17 protein-coding genes are annotated in these 19,283 nt (G+C 63.7%); 10 read left to right on the forward strand and 7 right to left on the reverse strand.

Annotated elements, in window-relative coordinates; all coding sequences use genetic code 11:
• Positions 1–103 precede the first annotated feature (103 nt).
• On the reverse strand, positions 104–538 hold the full coding sequence (locus tag BMZ70_RS17065) for an ester cyclase (protein WP_092276820.1): 435 nt from the start codon (positions 536–538) through the stop codon (positions 104–106).
• Between the two features lie 95 nt (positions 539–633).
• Between BMZ70_RS17065 and BMZ70_RS17070 the strand changes: the two genes are divergently transcribed.
• The gene (locus tag BMZ70_RS17070; protein WP_092276823.1) at positions 634–1,551 is read left to right on the forward strand and encodes a LysR substrate-binding domain-containing protein; all 918 of its coding nucleotides are present in this window, start codon (positions 634–636) and stop codon (positions 1,549–1,551) included.
• Here BMZ70_RS17070 and dkgB read toward each other — a convergent pair.
• Together dkgB and BMZ70_RS17080 are read right to left on the reverse strand one after the other, a co-directional pair.
• Entirely contained in the window at positions 1,548–2,351 is an 804-nt protein-coding gene (dkgB, locus tag BMZ70_RS17075) for a 2,5-didehydrogluconate reductase DkgB (RefSeq protein WP_092276826.1), read from the reverse strand. The two genes, BMZ70_RS17070 and dkgB, sit on opposite strands and share 4 nt — an antisense overlap.
• 2 nt (positions 2,352–2,353) lie before the next feature.
• Complete coding sequence (locus tag BMZ70_RS17080) at positions 2,354–3,370, reverse strand: aldo/keto reductase (RefSeq protein WP_130300740.1); 1,017 nt, start codon at positions 3,368–3,370, stop codon at positions 2,354–2,356.
• Positions 3,371–3,483: 113 nt separating this feature from the next.
• On the opposite strand from BMZ70_RS17080, the gene BMZ70_RS17085 reads away from it, so the two are divergent.
• Genes BMZ70_RS17085 through BMZ70_RS17105 form a run of 5 tightly spaced genes read left to right on the forward strand, consistent with a single transcriptional unit; the run spans position 3,484 to position 8,269 of the window.
• Complete coding sequence (locus BMZ70_RS17085; RefSeq protein WP_092276829.1) at positions 3,484–4,386, forward strand: LysR substrate-binding domain-containing protein; 903 nt, start codon at positions 3,484–3,486, stop codon at positions 4,384–4,386.
• Positions 4,387–4,429: 43 nt separating this feature from the next.
• A complete protein-coding gene (locus tag BMZ70_RS17090; RefSeq protein ID WP_092276832.1) occupies positions 4,430–5,434 on the forward strand; it encodes a M14 family zinc carboxypeptidase in 1,005 nt (334 codons plus the stop codon).
• The gene (locus tag BMZ70_RS17095) at positions 5,431–6,189 is read left to right on the forward strand and encodes an alpha/beta fold hydrolase (RefSeq protein WP_092276835.1); all 759 of its coding nucleotides are present in this window, start codon (positions 5,431–5,433) and stop codon (positions 6,187–6,189) included. Before BMZ70_RS17090 ends, BMZ70_RS17095 begins: the two co-directional genes overlap by 4 nt.
• Positions 6,190–6,203: 14 nt before the next feature.
• Positions 6,204–6,467: a YkgJ family cysteine cluster protein gene (locus BMZ70_RS17100; protein ID WP_092276838.1), complete on the forward strand. Its 264-nt coding sequence runs from the start codon at positions 6,204–6,206 to the stop codon at positions 6,465–6,467.
• A 23-nt stretch (positions 6,468–6,490) separates the two neighbouring features.
• Complete coding sequence (locus BMZ70_RS17105; RefSeq protein ID WP_229205435.1) at positions 6,491–8,269, forward strand: tetratricopeptide repeat protein; 1,779 nt, start codon at positions 6,491–6,493, stop codon at positions 8,267–8,269.
• A 1-nt stretch (position 8,270) separates the two neighbouring features.
• On the opposite strand, the gene BMZ70_RS29115 is transcribed toward BMZ70_RS17105, so the two are convergent.
• Complete coding sequence (locus tag BMZ70_RS29115; RefSeq protein ID WP_255372218.1) at positions 8,271–8,393, reverse strand: hypothetical protein; 123 nt, start codon at positions 8,391–8,393, stop codon at positions 8,271–8,273.
• A gap of 124 nt (positions 8,394–8,517) precedes the next feature.
• On the opposite strand from BMZ70_RS29115, the gene BMZ70_RS17110 reads away from it, so the two are divergent.
• The gene (locus tag BMZ70_RS17110) at positions 8,518–9,417 is read left to right on the forward strand and encodes a LysR substrate-binding domain-containing protein (protein ID WP_092276841.1); all 900 of its coding nucleotides are present in this window, start codon (positions 8,518–8,520) and stop codon (positions 9,415–9,417) included.
• Positions 9,417–10,118 (forward strand): substrate-binding periplasmic protein, encoded by a 702-nt coding sequence (locus tag BMZ70_RS17115; protein WP_092276844.1) that lies wholly within the window; start codon positions 9,417–9,419, stop codon positions 10,116–10,118. Before BMZ70_RS17110 ends, BMZ70_RS17115 begins: the two co-directional genes overlap by 1 nt.
• Here BMZ70_RS17115 and BMZ70_RS17120 read toward each other — a convergent pair whose 3' ends face one another.
• The 3 genes from BMZ70_RS17120 to BMZ70_RS17130 are packed head-to-tail and all read right to left on the reverse strand — an operon-like array spanning position 10,119 to position 16,078.
• On the reverse strand, positions 10,119–12,338 hold the full coding sequence (locus BMZ70_RS17120; protein WP_092276847.1) for a glycoside hydrolase family 3 N-terminal domain-containing protein: 2,220 nt from the start codon (positions 12,336–12,338) through the stop codon (positions 10,119–10,121).
• Positions 12,335–14,236: a glycoside hydrolase family 2 protein gene (locus tag BMZ70_RS17125; RefSeq protein WP_092276850.1), complete on the reverse strand. Its 1,902-nt coding sequence runs from the start codon at positions 14,234–14,236 to the stop codon at positions 12,335–12,337. The genes BMZ70_RS17120 and BMZ70_RS17125 overlap by 4 nt, the downstream gene beginning before the upstream one ends.
• Positions 14,237–14,248: 12 nt before the next feature.
• A complete protein-coding gene (locus BMZ70_RS17130; protein WP_092276853.1) occupies positions 14,249–16,078 on the reverse strand; it encodes a hypothetical protein in 1,830 nt (609 codons plus the stop codon).
• Between the two features lie 116 nt (positions 16,079–16,194).
• Here BMZ70_RS17130 and BMZ70_RS17135 point away from each other — a divergent pair, with 116 nt between their 5' ends.
• Positions 16,195–17,007: an NAD-dependent epimerase/dehydratase family protein gene (locus BMZ70_RS17135; RefSeq protein ID WP_092276856.1), complete on the forward strand. Its 813-nt coding sequence runs from the start codon at positions 16,195–16,197 to the stop codon at positions 17,005–17,007.
• Between the two features lie 16 nt (positions 17,008–17,023).
• On the forward strand, positions 17,024–19,228 hold the full coding sequence (locus BMZ70_RS17140; RefSeq protein WP_092276859.1) for a glycoside hydrolase family 88 protein: 2,205 nt from the start codon (positions 17,024–17,026) through the stop codon (positions 19,226–19,228).
• Positions 19,229–19,283: the final 55 nt, after the last annotated feature.

Raw genomic sequence — 19,283 nt, forward strand, 5'->3', positions numbered from 1 at the left:
ATAATGATGTGTCAAAACCGTCCCGGTGGAACTGGTGCTTAAGCAGACAACAACATTAATTGCGCATCGGACGAATACCTCATGTGTGAATGCGACGAATATATCAGCGCGGCGGCCACGCGTCTACCTGATTCAGCATGGCGAACCAATCCTCCAGGTGCCACGTGTGGGTGATGCGATCCTCCGTCAGGTGATGGAACTCATGGATGGCGATGGCAATCGGCTTGCCCGTGGCGGGAATGCCGAAGAACTCTCCGCGATGCGTGCCGGTGATCTGCGCCCGCACCGCTGCGCGCCCGTCGCGGCCGAAGATATCGTGGATCGTGATCTTCACATCCGGGAAGGCGGCGGTGAACATGGCGACGATCGGCCGCATGCCCTCCCTGCCCGGCTGCTGGCCGGGGCCGAGCGGAATGTCCTGCCAGTCCGCCGTCAGCGCCAGGTCGAGCAGGTCGGGATTCTGCTCGTTGAAGGCGCGGTAGAGGTTTTCAATGGCTTGCTGCTGGGCCGTAGTCAGGCCGTTTTCCTGCATGATCATGATGCGCTTCCTAAGTGAGTAAGTGACCCGCTCACTGTAGTACCGCCACCGCACGCAAGTCCAATCGATAATAGATATGCAGTATTATCCATCTCATGGATTTACATGGAATCGACCTTAACCTGCTGGTGGCCTTCGACGCCCTGATGTGCGAGCGTAACGTCACGCGCGCAGGCGTGCGCATCGGACGCACCCAGCCCGCCATGAGCGCCGCGCTGTCGCGACTGCGCCTGCTGCTGAAGGACGACCTGTTCGTGCGCAGCGCCAGCGGCCTGCAGCCGACGCCGCGCGCACTGGAACTGGCGTCGCCGCTGGGCGAAGCACTGGCCAGCATCCAGCGTACGCTGGAGTTCACGCAGGAATTCGATCCGCACCGCTCAGCCAGCCGCTTCACCATCGGCCTGTCCGACCATCCGGCATTTAACGTACTGCCGGCACTGCAGCAGCGGCTTGCGCAGCTGGCGCCGGGCGTCAAACTGCGCGTCCGTTCCTTCACCGCGCGCGACCACGCCCTGGCGCTGCTGGATGCCGGCGAAGCCGATGCCACCATCGGCGTCCCGGGCGCCAGTACGCCGCGCATTCCCACCATGCCGCTGTTTGAAGAACGCTTCGTGTGCGTGGCGCGCAAGAAGCATCCGCTGACCAAGAAGAAAATGACGCTGAACGCCTTCCTCGCCTGCCAGCACCTGCTGGTATCGCCGGAAGGCGACGGCGTCGGCCACGTCGACACGGTGCTGGCCCAGTTGGGCCGCAAACGCGATATCGCCGTCACGCTGCCGCAGATGTACGCGGCACCCGCCATCGTCGCCAACAGCGACCTGCTGGCAACCATGATGGAGGGCGCGGTGCAGTGCAGCGGCTTGCGCGACCAGCTTGCGCTGCTGTCCCTGCCGAAGGAGATCGCGCTGGCGCCGGTGCCGTTCGTCCTGCACTGGCATCGCCGCAACGATGCCCATCCGGCCCTGCGCTGGCTGCGTGAACAGATAGCGCTGGTGTGCCGCCGTAAAGCCTAGTCCCACGCAGGCGCGAGGCCTGCTGGACTGGTAAGGCGTTCGCCGCGCTCCAGCGCCGCGATCTGCGCCATGTCCTCGTCGCTCAGTTGCAGCGCGGCCGCCTTCAGGTTGCTCTCCAAATTGGCGCGCTTGGTCGACGATGGAATCACCGCGTAGCCCAGCTTCATCGCCCACGCCAGCACCACCTGCGCCGGCGTCGCACCTCGGCGCGCGGCGATCTGCTGGATCACCGGATCGCCCAGCACTTTGCCGTAGGCCAGCGTCATGTAGGACGTGATGTGGATGCCGTTCCGACGCGCGAACTCCACCACCTTGCGGTTCTGCAGATACGGATGCAGCTCGATCTGGTTGGTGGCGATCGCCTTCGCGCCGACAGCGGCTATCGCCTGCTGCATCAGTTCCACCGTGAAGTTGGAGATGCCGATCTGGCGTGCGAGGCCTTGCTCCTTGGCCTCCGCCAGCGCCGTCATGAACTCCTTCACCGGCACCGCGCCGCCCGGCGACGGCCAGTGAATCAGCAGCAGGTCCACATAATCGGTGCGCAGCTTGGACAAACTCTCCTTCAAGCTCGGAACCAGCTTGTCGCGCGAGAGATTCTCGGTCCAGATTTTGGTGGTGATGAACAACTCCGAACGCGCCACGCCGCTGGCCGCAATCGCCGCGCCGACTTCCGCTTCGTTGCCATAGATCTGCGCCGTATCGATCACGCGATAGCCTGCCTCCAGGCCGTTGCGTACCGAATCAGTCACCACCTCGCCCTGCAGGCGGAAAGTCCCTAAACCCATTGCTGGAATACTCATGTTTACTCCTTGTCAGTCGGCAGCGGCGCGTCGGCGGCCACCAGTTTTTGTTCGCGCATCTCGTGCCAGAACGCGGATGGAATCTGCTGGTTCAGCGCCGCGTGATCTTCCGCGATGCGCTCCGGACGGCTGGCGCCCGGAATCACCGCCGCCACCGCAGGGTGGGCCAGCGCGAACTGCAACGCCGCCGCCTTCACGCTGATGCCGTGCTTCTGTGCGATGGCCTTGATGCGCTCCACGCGGGCGATGATTTCCGGCGACGCCTTCTGGTATTCAAAGTGCGTGCCGCCAGCCAGGATGCCCGAACTGTATGGGCCGCCGACCACGATATCGACGCCGCGCTGCTGCGCCGCCGGCAGCAGCCGTTGCAGCGCGCGCTCATGATCGAGCAGCGTGTAGCGGCCGGCCAGCAGCATGGTGTCCGGCCTGGCTTCCTTCAGGTCCAGCGCCAGTTCCAGCGCCTCCACGCGGTTCACGCCCAGGCCCCAGCCTTTGATGACGCCTTCATCGCGCAGGCGATCCAGTACGCGGAAGGCGCCGGTGCGGGCGATCTCGAATTGCGCCAGCCATTGGTCGCCGTAGAAATCCTGCGCCACGTCGTGCACGTAGACGATATCGAGATAATCGGTCTTCAGGCGTTTCAGGCTGTCCTCGATCGAGCGCAGGGTGGCGTCGGCGCTGTAGTCGTTGAGGATTTTGTTCGGCAGGCCGTGTTCAAACACGCCGCCTTTTTCGCCCATGTCGCGCGCGGCCGGGTCTTCGATTTCATCAAGGATCAGGCGACCGACCTTGGTGCTCAACACATAGTCTTCGCGCTTGCGCTTGGCCAGCGCTTCGCCGAGACGCAGCTCGGCCAGGCCGGCGCCGTACAGCGGCGCGGTGTCGAAGTAGCGGATGCCCTGCTCCCAAGCCGCGTCCACCGTGGCCAGCGCTTCGGCCTGCGGAATGTCGCGGAACATATTGCCCAGTGGCGCGGTGCCGAAGCCCAGTTTGCCCTGTAGTTTGTGACGGATACTCATCTTGATTCCTTAGAAGGTGGAGTAAATGCGGAAGAAAGTGAAGCCAGTTTAAGTTGACTAGATCAGACTGTCCAAGACATAATTTGCACAACTTGAGTCACAAAAGGTCTGATATGTTAGACATCCGCCAACTTCAATACTTCGTCACTGTGGCCGAAGAGGAGCACGTAGGGCGAGCCGCTGAGCGCCTGCACATCTCGCAATCGCCGCTGAGCCGGCAGATCGCCCAGCTGGAAGAAAAGCTCGGACTGACGCTGTTCGAACGCAGCCAGCAACGCATCCGCCTGACGCGCGACGGCCGCACCTTCCTGGCAGAGGCGCAGGCCTTCCTGCTGCACGCCACGCGGCTGGAAGCGCTGGCCAAGCGGCTGGGGCGCGGCGACGAGGGTGGGCTGTGCATCGGCTACGTCGAAAACGCCATGCACGCCGGCGTGCTGCCGGCCGGCCTGCGCGCGCTGCGGGCGGCGCGGCCGAATGTGCACGTGGCCTTGCATAGCCTGTATTCGTCCGAACAGCTGGAAGGCCTGCGCCAGCGCAGCCTCGATATCGCCCTGGTGTGCGATCCACCGGCGGCCGACGATCCCGATCTCGAACGCGCGCGCGTACTGAGCGACCCGATGATGCTGGCCCTGCCCGAAGGCCATCCGCTGTGCGCGGCCAAGACCCTGCAGCCGGCCGACCTGGCCGGGCTGGAATGGATCGCCGTGCGCCACCACGAAACCGGCGAGCATCACCACAACTTCGTGGCGGCCTGCGTGCGCTCCGGCTTCACCCCGCACATCAAGATGGAGGCCAGCGAACCGGTGACCGCCCTCAGTCTGGTGGCGGCGGGGCTGGGCGTGGCGATGGTGCAGCAAGGCTTGCAGCATCAGGCGCCGCCGGGCGTGGCGCTGCGCGAGCTGCCGTGGTTCGAGTACCGCGCGCCGCTGTGGGCCGCCTGGCACCGCATCAACCTGCGGCCGCTGGTGGCGACCTTCCGCGCCACGCTGCTGGAATTGGCGGCGACGACCAGCTAGCAATCGGCTACACTGGCGGTCATCTCTTTTTGTGTCGCCCGCCATGCCCGAGAAGAACCTGCCCGAACTCATCACCCTGAAACGTCTGATCGACGAAGGCGGGAAGCATCTGGAGGTGAGCACGCCGCACACTGTGCATATGGACGGGCGCAGCTTCCCGGTCTACAGCATCGCGCTGGGCAATCCGAGCCCGGACGTGCCGGCGCTGGGCTTCTTCGGCGGCATTCACGGGCTGGAACGCATCGGCACCCAGGTGGTGCTGTCGTTCATGGAAAGCCTGCTGGCGCGGCTGCGCTGGGACGCCCCCCTGCACCAGCAGTTGGAATCGATGCGGCTGGTGTTCATGCCGCTGGTGAACCCGGGCGGCATGTGGCAGGCCACACGCTGCAATCCGCAAGGCGTGGACCTGATGCGCAACGCGCCGCTGAGCGCCACCGAAAAAGTGCCGTTCATGCTGGGCGGGCAGCGCTACAGCCATCACCTGCCGTGGTATCGCGGCGCCGAGGGCGCGCCGATGGAGCCGGAAAGCCAGGCCGTGTGCGCGCTGGTGGAGCGCGAACTGCTGTCGCGCCAATTCAGCATGACGCTCGACTGCCACTCCGGCTTCGGCCTGCGCGACCGCATCTGGTTCCCGCACGCGCACACCGCCACACCGATTCCGCACCTGGCCGACATCGGCGCGCTGGAGGAATTGTTCAGCACCGCCTACCCGAACCACAACTACGTGTTCGAGCCGCAGAGCCGCCAGTACCGTACCCACGGCGACCTGTGGGACTATATGTACCTGAACAGCGATCACGTGTTCCTGCCGCTGACGCTGGAAATGGGTTCGTGGCTGTGGGTGAAAAAAAACCCGCGCCAGATCTTCGACCGCATCGCCATCTTCAATCCGACCGCAAGCCATCGTTTGCAGCGCGTGCTGCGGCGCCACCTGATCCTGTTCGATTTCCTGATGCGCGCTGCCAGCAGCCACGGGCGCTGGATGCCACAAGGGATGGCGCGCACCGTCCAGCATCGCCGCGCGCTGGCGCAGTGGTATCACACATGAGCCATTGGATCCTGCTGCGCGGCTTGATGCGCGAGCAGCGCCACTGGGGCGCCTTCCCCGCGCAGCTGGCGCAGGTGCTGCCGGATGCTGTCATCGTCACGCCCGACCTGCCGGGCAACGGCCAGCGCCACGCCATGCGCAGCGCGACCTCGGTGGCACAAATGGTGGAATTCTGCCGCGCCGACCTGCGCGAACGCGGCGTGCCGGCGCCCTACTCGTTGCTGGCACTGTCGCTGGGCGGCATGGTGGCGGTGGAATGGGCCAGCCGCTACCCGCAGGAGATCGCGCGCTGCGTGTTGATCAACACCAGCATGCGCCCTTACAGCCGCTTCCACCAGCGCCTGCGCTGGCAGAACTACCCTGCGATACTGAAGCTGATGGCGCGCGGCGGCGTGGAGCGGCAGGAGCAGTTGATCCTGCGCCTGACCAGTCGCCGTGGCGATGCGGCGCAGCGTTCGGCCCTGCTGGCGCAATGGCTGGACTATCAGCGCGAATACCCGGTCACGCGCGCCAACGCGCTGCGCCAGCTGTGGTCCGCCGCCCGCTTCCGCGCGCCGTCGCACAAGCCCGGCGTGCCAACACTGGTGCTGAGCAGCGCCGGCGACCAGCTGGTCGATCCATGCTGCTCGCGCAACCTGGCGCGCGCATGGCAGGCGTCGCACGCCGAGCACCCGGACGCCGGCCACGACCTGCCGCTCGACGACGGCGCGTGGGTGGCCGGGCAAGTGGCCGGGTGGCTGCGGCAACTCGGGTAAAATATCGACCCATCATGACCTTCCAATGCCGCCCCGACTGCGGCGCCTGCTGCACGGCGCCGTCCATCTCCTCCCCGATTCCCGGTATGCCCAACGGCAAACCGGCCGGGGTCAGGTGCGTGCAGTTGGATGAAAACGAACGCTGCAAGATTTTCGGCCATCCCGACCGGCCGGCCGTCTGCGCCTCGCTACAGCCGAACGTCGAGTTCTGCGGCGACTCGCGCGAACAGGCCATGCGCTGGCTGGGATACGTAGAGGAAGCTACCCGGCCGTCCTGAGGCCTTAACAAGGGGAGGTTCGTATGATGAAACTGCTCAGCATTGCTGCCCTGCTGGCCGGCGCTGTGGTCAGCGTCGACCAGGCCAAGCGCACTGTCGCTACCGATCCGCTACTGACTGCTGGCGATATCTGCAGCGCGAAAACCTCGGGACGCCCGGTGCTGCTAAACCGCCTGATGCTGGCGCAGGCCGAGACCGCGCCGTTCAAGCCCGCCTCGATGGCGCAGGCGCCGAAGATGGATGAGGCGCCGCCACCGCTGTATCAGGACCTGGGCCAGCTGCACTTCCAGATCACGACCGCCAACCCGCGCGCGCAGGCTTACTTCGACCAGGGCTTGCGGCTGGTGTTCAGCTTCAATCACGCGGAAGCCATCCGCGCCTTCCGCGCCGCGCAGCGGCTCGACCCGCAATGCGCCATGTGCTACTGGGGCGAAGCGCTGGCGCTCGGCCCCAACATCAACCTGCCGATGCCGGAGGATGCCGTGGCGCCGGCCCATGCCGCCGCCGCCAAGGCCAGTGCCAACGCCGCCCGCGCCAGCGCCGTCGAACAGGCGCTGATCAAGGCGCAGGCCCTGCGCTACCAGCACCCCGCGCCGCCAAAACGCGATCAACTCGACCAGGCTTACGCCGACGCCATGCGCGACGCCGCCAGGGCTTTCCGCAACAACGACCATGTGCAGGTGCTGTATGCCGAGTCGCTGATGGACCTGTCGCCGTGGGATTACTGGGAAGCCGGCGGCGGCACGCCGAAAGGCCGCAACGCGGACATGGTCGATGCGCTCGAGCGCGTCCTCGAACGCAACCCGCATCATCCCGGCGCGGCGCACTACTACATCCACGCGGTGGAGGCATCGAGCCATCCCGACAAGGCACTGCCTGCGGCGCGCGTGCTGGCGCGGCAAGTGCCGGGCGCCGGCCACATGGTGCACATGCCGTCGCACATCTACTACCGCGTGGGCCTGTACAAGGACGCACTGCAATCCAACGTCGATGCGATGGCTGTCGATGAAAAATATTTCGCCAAGCAGTCCAGCGATGCGATCTACAAAGGCGGCTACTACCCGCACAACATCCACTTCGCGATGGTGTCGGCGCTGATGGGCGGGGACGGCAAACAGGCGCTGGCCGCCGCCGCGAAACTGGACAAGGCGCTCACCACCGATATGGTGAAGGCGATGGGCGTGATGCAGTCGGTCAAAGCCTCGCCCTACTTTTCGCACGTGCAGTTCAGCAGCCCGGATACGCTGATCGCGCTGCCCGATCCCGGCAAGGAGCTGGTGATTGTGCAGGCCATGTGGCACTACGCCCGCGCCACCGGCTACGCGCGCAAGGGCATGCTGGCGGAAGCGCAAAAAGAAACCGACGCGCTGGCCGCCATGCAGAACGATCCGGCGCTCAAGCCGCTGGCCGAACAAGGCGTCAGCGTGGAAGTCATCACCATCGCACGCCACGTGGCCAGCGGCCGCATCGCCGACGCACGAGGCGACCTGCCCGGCGCAATCAAGGCCTATCGCGAAGCGGTGGCCCTGCAGGACATGCTGCCTTACGACGAGCCGCCGCGCTGGTACTACCCGGTGCGGCAGTCGCTGGGCGCGGCGCTGGTGCGGGCCAAGCAGCTGGACGAAGCGGAAAGCGTATTCCGCGCGTCCTTCGCCAAGACGCCGAGCAATGGCTGGGCGCTGCGCGGCCTGATGGAAGTGTATCGCCAGCGCGGCGACAAGGCGGCGCTGGCGGCGACACAAAAACGGTTCGATACGACGTGGCTGGGCAAGCAGGACGGCCCGGATTTGTCGTCACTTTAAATCAGCGCAAAGTTACAAGCTGCGACAACATCTTCATCAGCTCTGCTGAAAATTTAGGCGCGAACGGCTCCTTGGCGGGAGCCGTGCAGGCGGGCTTGCAGGGGACAGCGGCGGTGTGGGACATGGCAATCTCCTAAAAAGAAAAACTTGTTCATGGAGTTTTGGCGGCGTATGGGTTATATTTTCTGCCAGACCCGAAGTGTTATCAAACGAGTTATTTTCGCCATTAGAGTAAGAAAAGCTTGTCCATGACCAAACCGCTGCGCTCCCTGTCCGGCCTCCTCGATTTCGATTGCGCGGCACGCTGGGGTAGTTTCAAACTGGCCGCGCAAGAGCTGCACAAGACGCCGGCCGCCATCAGCCTGCAGGTCAAGCAGCTGGAAGAAGCACTCGGCTTCGACTTATTCGTGCGCCATCCGCGCCATATCGCGCTGACCGAAAAAGGCCAGGAGCTGGCCGGCACCGTGCGCCGCACGCTGGCCGAGCTCAATACCAAGGTCGCCGCGCTGCAAACCGGCGATGATGAAAAAATCCTGCGCATCTCGACCACGCACTCGCTGGCCATCAAATGGCTGGTGCCGCGCATCGCCCGCTTCACCCAGCTGTATCCGGAACTCGACATCCGCATCGACTCCAGCGACCATCTGGCGAACATGGACGACGGCAGCACCGACCTCGCGCTGCGCACCTACGACGTGGTGCCGGGCGATCCCGGCCTGCTGTTCCACGACCGGCTGGTGGCGGTCTACAGCCCGTCCTTGCTGGCGCCCGGCGAGAGCGAGATCACGCTGGCGGACCTGCACCGCTACCCGCTGCTGCACGAATTCACCACCGATACGTGGATCGCGCTGCTACGCCAGAACAATGCGCTCAAGGGCAAGTACAACTTCTCGCGCGCGTTCACCAACTTCGCGGTGATGGTGCAATCGGCGGTGGCGGGACAAGGCATTGCGCTGGTGTCGCACGCCATCGCCAGTGAAGACTTGCGCAACGGCGTGCTCAAAATGGTGTGCTGCGATAGTGCGCCCTACGATCGCGGCTACCGCATTATCGTCAGCCGCAGCAAGCAGGGCATGGCCAAGATCGAGCATTTCTGCGACTGGCTGCGAGAGGAAGTGGCAGAGATGCAGAAAGGGCTGCGCTGCTGATGCGAGCATTCCTCATGGCCGCGCTGCTGGCGGCAACCGCATCGACGCATGGTGCCGAAAAGGCGCCGCTGCGCTACGTGGAAAAAGTGGACGACATGCTGGGCGCGGTGATGCCGCCCACCGTCTTCCAGGACAAGTTGGGCGCGGCGCTGGCGCGGCAATTGGGTCGGCGGGTGGAGTACGTCAAGCTGCCGCGCAACCGCCTTATGGCAGCGCTGGAAAATGGCGACGGCGATATCCTGTGCAGCTACCTGCCAGAGTGGCTGCCGGGGGACGTCGACTGGACCCGCGCCTTCATCCCGATCAGCGAAGTGGTGGTGAGCTCCGCGCACGTGAAGCCGCCGGCCACGGTGGAGGACTTGCGCGGCAAGCGCCTCGGCATGGTGCTGGGCTTCCGCTATCCGGAACTGGAAAAGACGCTGGGACAGGAATACATCCGCGACGATGCGCCATCGAGCGCGATGTCGGTGCGCAAATGGCTGGCGGGACGTTTCGACTACCTGGTGGTGCCGCGCAATGTGCTCGACAAGCAGGTCAGGACTGGCAATATGCCGGCCGGCTACCACGTCATGACGGTCTACGAAGTGAATACCCGGTGCGCCGTCTCGCGCAAGAGCAAAATCAGCGCCGCCGACTTTAACAACGCCATCGAGGCGCTGGATAAAGCCGGCGAGCTGCCGAAGATCCTCAAGCTGCGCTGATTACTGCGTCAGCTGCAGCGTGTTTTCGAGGCGGATGTCGTCCGAAGCGCTGCCCACCATCAGCTTGAACTCGCCCGCTTCTGCGCCCCACTTCAATTGGCTGTTGAAGAAGGACAGCGTGTCGCGGTCGATGGTGAAGCTGACGCGGCGCGTTTCACCCGGCTTCAGGCGCACCTTCTGGAATCCCTTCAACTCCTTGAGCGGCCGCACCACCGACGACACCATATCGCGCAGGTAGAGCTGGACAATCTCCGTGCCCTCCACCTTGCCGCTGTTGGCCAGATCGAACGACAGCGTCACCTTCTGCGTCCCCGCCATCACGGCACTGCTCAGTGCCAGGCCGCTGTATTTGAAGTCGGTGTAGCTCAGGCCATGACCAAAGGCGTAGCGTGGCGTATTCGGCGAATCGATGTAGGCCGAACGATACGTGATGTTTTTATCGGCCAGCACCGGACGGCCCGTGTTGTACTGCGCGTACGACAGCGGAATCTGACCCACGCTGCGCGGGAAGGTGATCGGCAGTTTGCCGGACGGGTTGTAGTCGCCGAACAGCACATTGGCCACCGCGTTGCCGCCTTCGCTGCCGGGGAACCAGGCGTAGACGATGGCGTCGGCCTTGTCGGCGATGGTGTTGAACACCAGCGGACGGCCGGCCAGCATCACCACCACAATCGGCTTGCCGGTCGCCTTCAGCGCGTTGAACAGCGCTTCCTGCTGGCCCGGCAAGGTGATGTCGGTGCGCGACTTGGCCTCGCCGCTCATGTCCCACGTTTCGCCCACAGCCAGCACGATGATGTCCGAGCGCGACGCAGTGGCCACGGCTTCGGCAAAACCTGCGCTGCTGGCACAGCCCGGCGCGCACGCCTGCGCGTAGCTGATCTTCGCCTTGCCGGCGTGGCTGCGGATGCCTTCCACGATGCTGACCACTTTGGCGCGCTCGCCCTGCACCACCCAGCCGCCTTCGAGGTCGCGCTGCGAGTCGGCCAGCGGGCCGATGACCGCGATGCGTTTGGCTTCACGCGACAGCGGCAGCAGCTTGTTCTCGTTCTTCAGCAGCACGATGGACTTCTGCGCCACGTCCAGCGCGGCGGCGCGGTGCGATGCATCACCCAGCACTGCCTTCTCGCGCGCCGCATCGGAGTAGCGGTATGGCTCATCGAACAGGCCCAGTTCAAATTTCTTGGTCAGCACACGGCGCACGGCGTCGTCCAGCACCTCCATCTTCACCTTGCCGGCTTTGACGGCGGCTTCCAGATGCTGGCTGTAGGCGTAGCCTTCCATGTCCATGTCGCTGCCGGCGTTGATGGCCTTGACCGCTGCATCGGACAAGTCGGCCGCGAATCCGTGCGGCACCATCTCGCGCACCGAAGCCCAGTCGCTGACCACGAAGCCCTTGTAGTTCCAGGCGCCCTTCAGGATATCCCGCTGCAGCATGGCGTTGCCGGTAGCCGGAATGCCGTTCAGCGTATTGAAGGAATTCATGAAGGTGGCCGCGCCCGCATCGGCGGCAGCCTTGAACGGCGGCAGGTACACCTCATGCAGCTGCTGCTCGCTCATGTCGACCGCGTTGTAATCGCGGCCCGCAATCGCCGCGCCGTAGGCGGCGAAGTGCTTGGCGGTCGCCATCACCGAATCTGTGGCGCCCAGCTGCTTGCCCTGGAAGCCGTGCACGCGCGCGGCGGCGATTTGCGAACCGAGGTAAGTGTCCTCGCCGGCGCCTTCCATCACGCGGCCCCAGCGCGGATCGCGCGCCACGTCGACCATCGGCGCAAAGGTCCAGTGGATGCCTGCGGCGGCAGCTTCCTTCGCCGCGATATGCGCCGACAGCTCAATCGCCTCCATGTCCCACGACGCGGCCTCGCCCAGCGGCACCGGGAACACGGTCTTGTAGCCGTGGATGACGTCAAGGCTGAACAGCAGCGGAATCTTCAGGCGCGACTTCAGCGCCAGCGCCTGGATCTCACGCGTGTCGGCGACGCCGGTTACGTTCAGCATCGAGCCGACCTTGCCGGCGCGGATGTCGGCCAGCTTGTCGGCGTAATTGCTGCTGGTGGGGCCGGTGAACTGGCGGCCGGAGAGTTGATGCAGCTGGCCGACCTTCTCGGTCACCGTCATCTGCTGCATCAGTTCCGTGACCTTGCGATCGATCTGCGTGTCTTGCGCGTGGGCGGAAACCGCCAGGCTTGCGGCGACGGCCGCTGCGATATGGAGTTTTTTCATTTGTATTGCTGCTGTTTTTGTTCGTAGTAGGACTTCAGCGTGTAGAAGGCTTGCTTCTTCTTGCCGGTCTCCGAGATCAGGCCTTTGCGGTTCCAGTAGTCCTGGAAGTACGGATGCGGACGGCGTGGCGAACGGAAGTCCGTCAGCACCCACGGCGTCATGCCGCGCAGGCCGGGAATCGCATCCAGCAGCTTGAAGGTGTTCTTGTACAGCTGGTCCTGATACTCCTCGCTCCACTTGGTGTCGCTGTCGGCGTGGTAGCCGCCCAGCGCATCGGCGCCGAACTCGGTCACCAGCACCGGCTTGTTGTAATTGACCTTGAAGGAGAACTTCATCATCTCCTTGTTGTTGGACCAGTACCAGCCGGCATACTGATTGAAGCTGGCGAGGTCGATCTTCTCGGCCAGCGGATCCTCGACCGTCACCACGTCGCCGGTGCGATGCACTTCCAGCGCCGCGCCGACCAAACGAGTACGGTCCAGCGAACGCACGGTATCGGCCAGCTTGCCCATGAAGGCGGTACGCACCGGGCTCACCGGCGTCTCGTTACCAATCGACCAGATAATGACGCTGGCGCGGTTCTTGTCGCGCACCACCAGGTCGGTCAGCTGCTGCGCCGCGTTGGCGTAGACTTCCGGCTTCTCCCACGAGATGGTCCAGTACACCGGCACCTCGGCCCACACCAGCAGGCCCATTTCGTCGGCCAGCTTGATCATCTCTTCGCTGTGAGGATAGTGCGCGAGGCGGACGTAATTGCAGTTCATGTCCTTGGCCCACTGCAGCATCATGCGCATATCGCCTTCGCCGCGCAGGCGGCCCGGGATCAGTGGATTCTCATCGTGCAGCGAGATCCCGCGCAGGAACACCGACTTCCCGTTCAGCAGGATATCGTGGCCGCGCGTCTCGATGCTGCGCAGGCCGATGCGGTCGGTCAGCGTGTCGGTGGCGCCGGCGATGGTCACGCTGTACAGCTTCGGATCTTCCGGCGACCAGTAGCGCACCTTGTTCTTCGGCAGCGCGATGCTGACGGCTGCGCGGCCATTGGCGTCAGTGCGCACGGTGGCTTTCAGGCCCAGCTCCGCGATGGAGATGGTGACGTCCTGCGCACGCTTTACACCGGCCAGCTGCACATGGCCTTCAATGCGGCCCATGTCGCCCTTGGCCAGCTGGATCTGGTAATCCTCGATGTAGGTATCCGGCGTTTCAGCCAGCAGCACGTCGCGCGTGATGCCGCCGTAGTTCCACCAGTCGGTGTTCACGGTCGGGATATCGTCCTGATGGCGCGTGTTGTCGGCCTTGACCACCACCGTGTTCTCGCCCTTCAGCAGGCGGCCGGTCACCTCGAACTGGAACGGCGTGAAGCCGCCCTTGTGGCTACCGAGCTTCTTGCCATTCAGGTAGACGTGCGACTCGTAATTGACCGCGCCAAAGTAGAGGAAGTAGCGCTTGCCGTCCTTGGGTGCGGCGTTGAACTTCTGGCGCATCCACACCGTGCCTTCGTAGAATTCCAGCTTGGCCGCTTGCGAATTCCAGTCGCCCGGCACAGCCATCGTCGGCGAGCCGTCGAAGTTGTATTCGACCGCATCGTCCTTGTCCTTCGGCTTGCGGTCGTCGTAGTAGCCGCCCGCGCCGGTCGGCGACTGGTCGAACGGCTGGCGGCGATAATTGTAGAAGCCCGTCTCGTAAGGATCGACGATGTAGCTCCAGCGACCGTTCAGCGACAAGTGCTGGCGGCCGTAGATGTTTTGCAGCGTTGGCGGCTGCTTGGCCAGTTCGGCGCGGGCAGTCGCGCCCTTGTGGGCTTGCGCCTGTCCCGGTGCATCATCATCCTGCGCTGCCGCCGCAAAACTCGCGGCCAGGCAGCTTGCTAACAGCAGCTGCTTCCACACTTGTCGCATCCATGTCTCCTTTTATTGATATTTGATGGTCCACTTGATCGTCAGCGGCTCTTTCATCGTCAGCTTGCCGGTGCTGCAGGTGACCAGCGTTTTCATCGGCCCATAGGGCGCCATGAAATCCTTGCTGCCGTTGGTCGGCGCCGCCACGCATTGCTGCAAGCCGCTTACACCGTACGACTTCACGTCGCCTTGTCCGAAGGTGACGGTATTGCCTTTCATCTTAGCCTGATCCGAGAACGACGCGAATTCCAGCGTGATGTTCTCCACCTCCTGCGTGCCCACCGGCGTGTAGACGTCGGTGCGGGTCATCATGCCATGTTCCAGCGTGTAGCTGGTGCGCAGCTTGATGCGCGCGTCCTTCTGCGGGCCCTTCTTGCCCAGGCGGTCCAGCTCATCCTGCCGGTACGAGACGGTGTAGCGCTTGCCATCCTTGCCGGTCTTGATGTCCTTGATCCACGCTGCGCCGATCAGCTGCGCGCCGTCGGCCATCGTAAACTTCGGCAGCAGCTGCGCGTGCGCGCCGCCGCTGTCGGCCACACCCGACACCAGGCCCGGCGCAAACGGCAGCGGATAGTAGGGGCTGTTGTCATGCTGGCTCGATCCGCCGTTGATCATGTTCAGACTCACCACGTGCTTCCCGTCGCGGAAGATGGACAAAGCGCGGTCGTACTCGCCCTGCGCAAAGGTGGTGGTGCTGAACTGCGGGCGGTTCTTGTCCAGCCACGCCTGCAAATCGGCCTTTGGCTGCACATCCTTGAAGCCGGCCTTGTTCCACGTCTCATTGGTGTAGATCAGCTGGTGCAGCAGCGAGAAATTCTCGCCGAGGATGCGATGCTTGCCGCGATAGGTATCGGTGCGGCGGCCCTTACCCCACATGTCGAGCGAATGCATGGCCGGGTCGTACCAGAAATTCATGTAGCGCTCCGCGATGCGCGAAGAGAAGGCATACGCATACTGCTTCTCTTCCGCCGTCAGCACATCGAGGTAGGCGGATACAGACAGGATTTCGATCAGCGCTGTCTCGCCATACGGCCCGAGGCTGCGGCCAAAGCTGAAGCCCTGCCCTTCCGTGTTGGCGACATTCAGCGCGATGTCGGCCGCCTTGCGCAGCAAGCCTTTCAGCTCGTCGGTCGGCTGCAGGCCGGTTTCCAGGAAGCGCTCGCAAATCTCGGCGATCAGCAGGATGCTGTAACGGTCGAAGCGCCCTTCGCCATCGGTCTCGTCGGAGAAGCCGAAGGTGCCGGAATATTTTTTGTAATGGGTGAGCATCTTCTCCAGCAGGACCTTGCCCGCGCTGTCATCTTCCCAGCCCATCATCATACGCAGGCGCGCGATGCTGAAGGCCACGCCGTAATAATTAGTCGGCAGGTTGATCAGATCCCACTGCGGCGTGACGAAGGTGCGCCAATCCAGTTGCTTGCGCAGTTTTTCCAGCGTCTCCGGGCTGACTGCGCGTTCCAGCAGGCCCGCTTCCTTCAGCTTCACCAGCGTACCGATGTAGTAGTAGATGCCCCAGGTGTGGTTGTCCATGCCGACCGTCATGTCGGCGATGTCGCGGTAATCCTTCAGCTTCTGCGCCAGCGACGGATCGTCCTTGGCGGTGTTGAGCAGCACATGGCCGAGACCCGCCGCCACCTTCCCCGGCAAGAATTTGTCGCCGCTCTTGAACGGCGACGCGCCGTCGAGCACCATGCCCTCGCGTTCCGCCACCAGCTTGGCAAAGAAGTAGTCGAGTTGTTGATAAGCGTTGTCTTGAACGATGCGGTTCATCGGTGCGGCGGATGCCGGCGCGCAGGCCAGCACCGCCACCAGTGCGGCGGTAGTCGTGGGGAGGAATTTCATGGTGTCTCGGTTATTATGGAAAACGTTTTACGGATGGTATGCGATTTTTCTTCCACAGTAAATCGGAATGTAATACACTTTCGATTAAACGTTTAACTTAAAAAGAAAATCTACCCATGACTACTACCAAACCATTCAAACGCATCCTGCTGACCGGCGCCGGCGGCGGCCTCGGCACCATCTTGCGCGAGCGCGCCAAGGCCTGGGCGGACGTGGTTCGCCTGAACGACGTCAAGGATCTCGGCCCGGCGCGCGACGGCGAGGAAATCGTCATCGGCGATCTCGGTGACCGCGATAAGGTCATGCAGATGATGGAAGGCGTCGACGCCGTGCTGCACTTCGGCGGCATTTCGGTTGAAGACAAGTTCGAGCCGATCATGAACGCCAACATCCTCGGCCTGCACCACCTGTATGAAGCGATCCACAAGTGCGGCGTCAAGCGCACGGTCTACGCCAGCTCCAGCCACGTGGTGGGCTACTACAAGACCACCGATCTGGTGGACGCCAACATGCCGCTGCGTCCCGATGGTTTCTACGGCGTGTCGAAAGCCTTCGGCGAAGCGCTGTCGCGCTACTACTACGACCGCTTCGGCACCGAGACCGTGTGCCTGCGCATCGGCTCCTCGTTCCCGGAGCCGAAGAACCCGCGCATGATGGTGACCTACCTCGCCTACGACGATCTGGTGGAGCTGATCCGCTGCTCGCTGTTCACGCCGCGCGTGGGCCACACCATCACCTTCGGCACCTCGGACAACGCCACCAAATGGTGGGACAATAAACACGCTTCGCACCTGGGCTATGTGCCCAAGCACAGCTCCGCAGAATTCGCCGGCCACTTCCCGGATAGCGCAGACTATCCAGCGGCCGGCGATGCTCCAACCATTTATCAGGGCGGACCGTTCGTCACGGCAGGCCCCATGTACAAATAACTGAGACAACCACCACATGAAATCATCGCATCTACGCATTGCCGTACTGGCTGCCGTGGCAGCCATGTTCCACACCGTGCCCGCCGTTGCAGCCGAAGCGCCAACCGCGCAATTGGCTGCGCCATCGGCCGCCATCAATCCGAAGGCCGTGCTGTCGGCGATGGAGCGCGTGGCCGACTGGCAGCTGGCCAATCCGAGCAAGCACCGTCCGGACGACTGGACGCAGGCGGTAGGCTACAACGGCATCATGGCGCTGGCGAACATCTCAGGCAGCAGCAAGTACCGCGATGCGATGATCGCAATGGGCGAGAAAAACAACTGGAAGCTCGGTCCCAATCACTACCACGCGGACGATCACATCGTCGGCCAGACCTACGCCGAGCTGTATCTGCAAACACGTGATCCAAAAATGATCGCGCCGCTGCGCGCCAGCTTTGACGACATCCTCGCCAACCGCCGTACCGGTTCGCTGGAATTCACCGTCAAGGGCAACCAGGACCGCTGGTCGTGGTGCGACGCGCTGTACATGGCGCCGCCGGCGTGGCTGCGCCTGTGGGCCATCACCGGCGACCAGCGCTATCTCGATTTCGCCATCAGCGAATGGTGGGTCACCTCGGACTACCTGTACGACAAGGAAGAACACCTGTACTTCCGCGACTCCAACTACTTCGACAAGCGCGAAGCCAATGGCAAGAAGGTCTACTGGAGCCGGGGCAACGGCTGGGTGATGGGCGGCTTGGTGCGCGTGCTGCAGTATCTACCGGAGAACCATCCCGAGCGTGCGCGCTTCGTCCAGCAATACAAGGACATGGCGGCCAGGCTGCTCACGCTGCAGCAGGCGGACGGCTTGTGGCGCGCCAGCCTGCTCGACCCGGCGACCTATCCGATGAAGGAGTCGAGCGGCTCGGCGCTGTACACCTACGCCTTCGCGTGGGGCGTGAACCAGGGCCTGCTGGACGCCAAGGCCTTCAAGCCCGCCGTGCAGAAAGCATGGACCGCGCTGGTGGCCAACGTGCAGGCCGACGGCAAGCTGACCCACGTGCAGCCTATCGGCCTGGCACCGAAAGTGTTTGACGACAACCTGACCGAAGTCTATGGCGTCGGCGGCTTCCTGCTGGCCGGCAGTGAGGTGTATCGCATGGCGGCGCTGGAGAAAACCAAGCCGCAAACCGTGAGCGTGACCAATCCGACCAACGGCGTGCGCGGCGACGAACTGGCCGAGGCTACGCTGGCCGGCGGCCTGCGCAAGCCGGTGGTGATGGACGCCGCCACCTCGGCCATCGTCAGCTCGCAAGTCGTAGTGGACAAGCGTGGCAAGCAGATTCTGTTTCCGGTAAATCTGGCAGCGGGTGAAACGCGCCGCTACCTCGTACTGCCGGCCGATAAACTGGCCGCCGTGCCGCCCGCCGACGTGAAAGCCCACGCGCGCTTCGTGCCGGAACGCCTCGACGATTTCGCCTGGGAGAGCGACCGCACCGCGCACCGCGTCTACGGCCCGGCCATCATCAAGGATCCGAAAGAACAGCTGATCAGCAGCGGCGTAGACGTGTGGGTGAAGAAGGTGCGCACGCCGGTGGTCGACAAATGGTACAAGCGCGGCGAGTATCACCACGACGAAGGCGAAGGCCTGGACTACTACAGCGTAGGCCAGAGCCGTGGCTGCGGCGGCACCACCATCGTCGCCGACGGCAAGCTGCATAACTCGTCCAACTTCACCAAGTACAAAGTGATCGCCGACGGTCCGCTGCGCGCCGTGTTCGAGCTGACCTACGGCGGCTTCGATGTCGGCAACGGCCGCACTGTCTCGGAAGTGAAGCGCTTCTCGATCGACGCAGGCTCCAACATGACCCGCGTTGAAACCAGATTCGCCAGCAACCGTAAGGAGCCGTTGACGGTGGGCGTGGGCATCGTCCAGCGCGAAGGCGTGGGCCACTACACCGCCGACAGCGACGCGGGCTTCAACAGCTACTGGGAACCGGCGCACGGCGACGACGGCAGCACCGGCTGCGGCGTGATCCTGCCGGCCGGCGTCAAGGCCTTCGACGTGATCGACAAACAGCAGCTGACGCTGGGCACGGCGCAACCGGGCCAGCCCTTCGTCTACTACTTCGGCGCCGGCTGGAGCAAGAGCGGCGACTTTACCGACAGCGCCGCATGGGACGCCTACGTGCGCGGCTACGCGCAAAAGCTGAAGGCTCCGCTCAAGATCAGCAGTCAATAACTCCAGTGCCGCCGGCTGCCCGCACGGGGCCGGCGGTTTTTTTTAACCCGTAATG

The sequence above is a fragment of the Duganella sp. CF402 genome (assembly GCF_900109645.1).
In the GTDB taxonomy this organism is placed as follows: domain Bacteria; phylum Pseudomonadota; class Gammaproteobacteria; order Burkholderiales; family Burkholderiaceae_D; genus Rugamonas.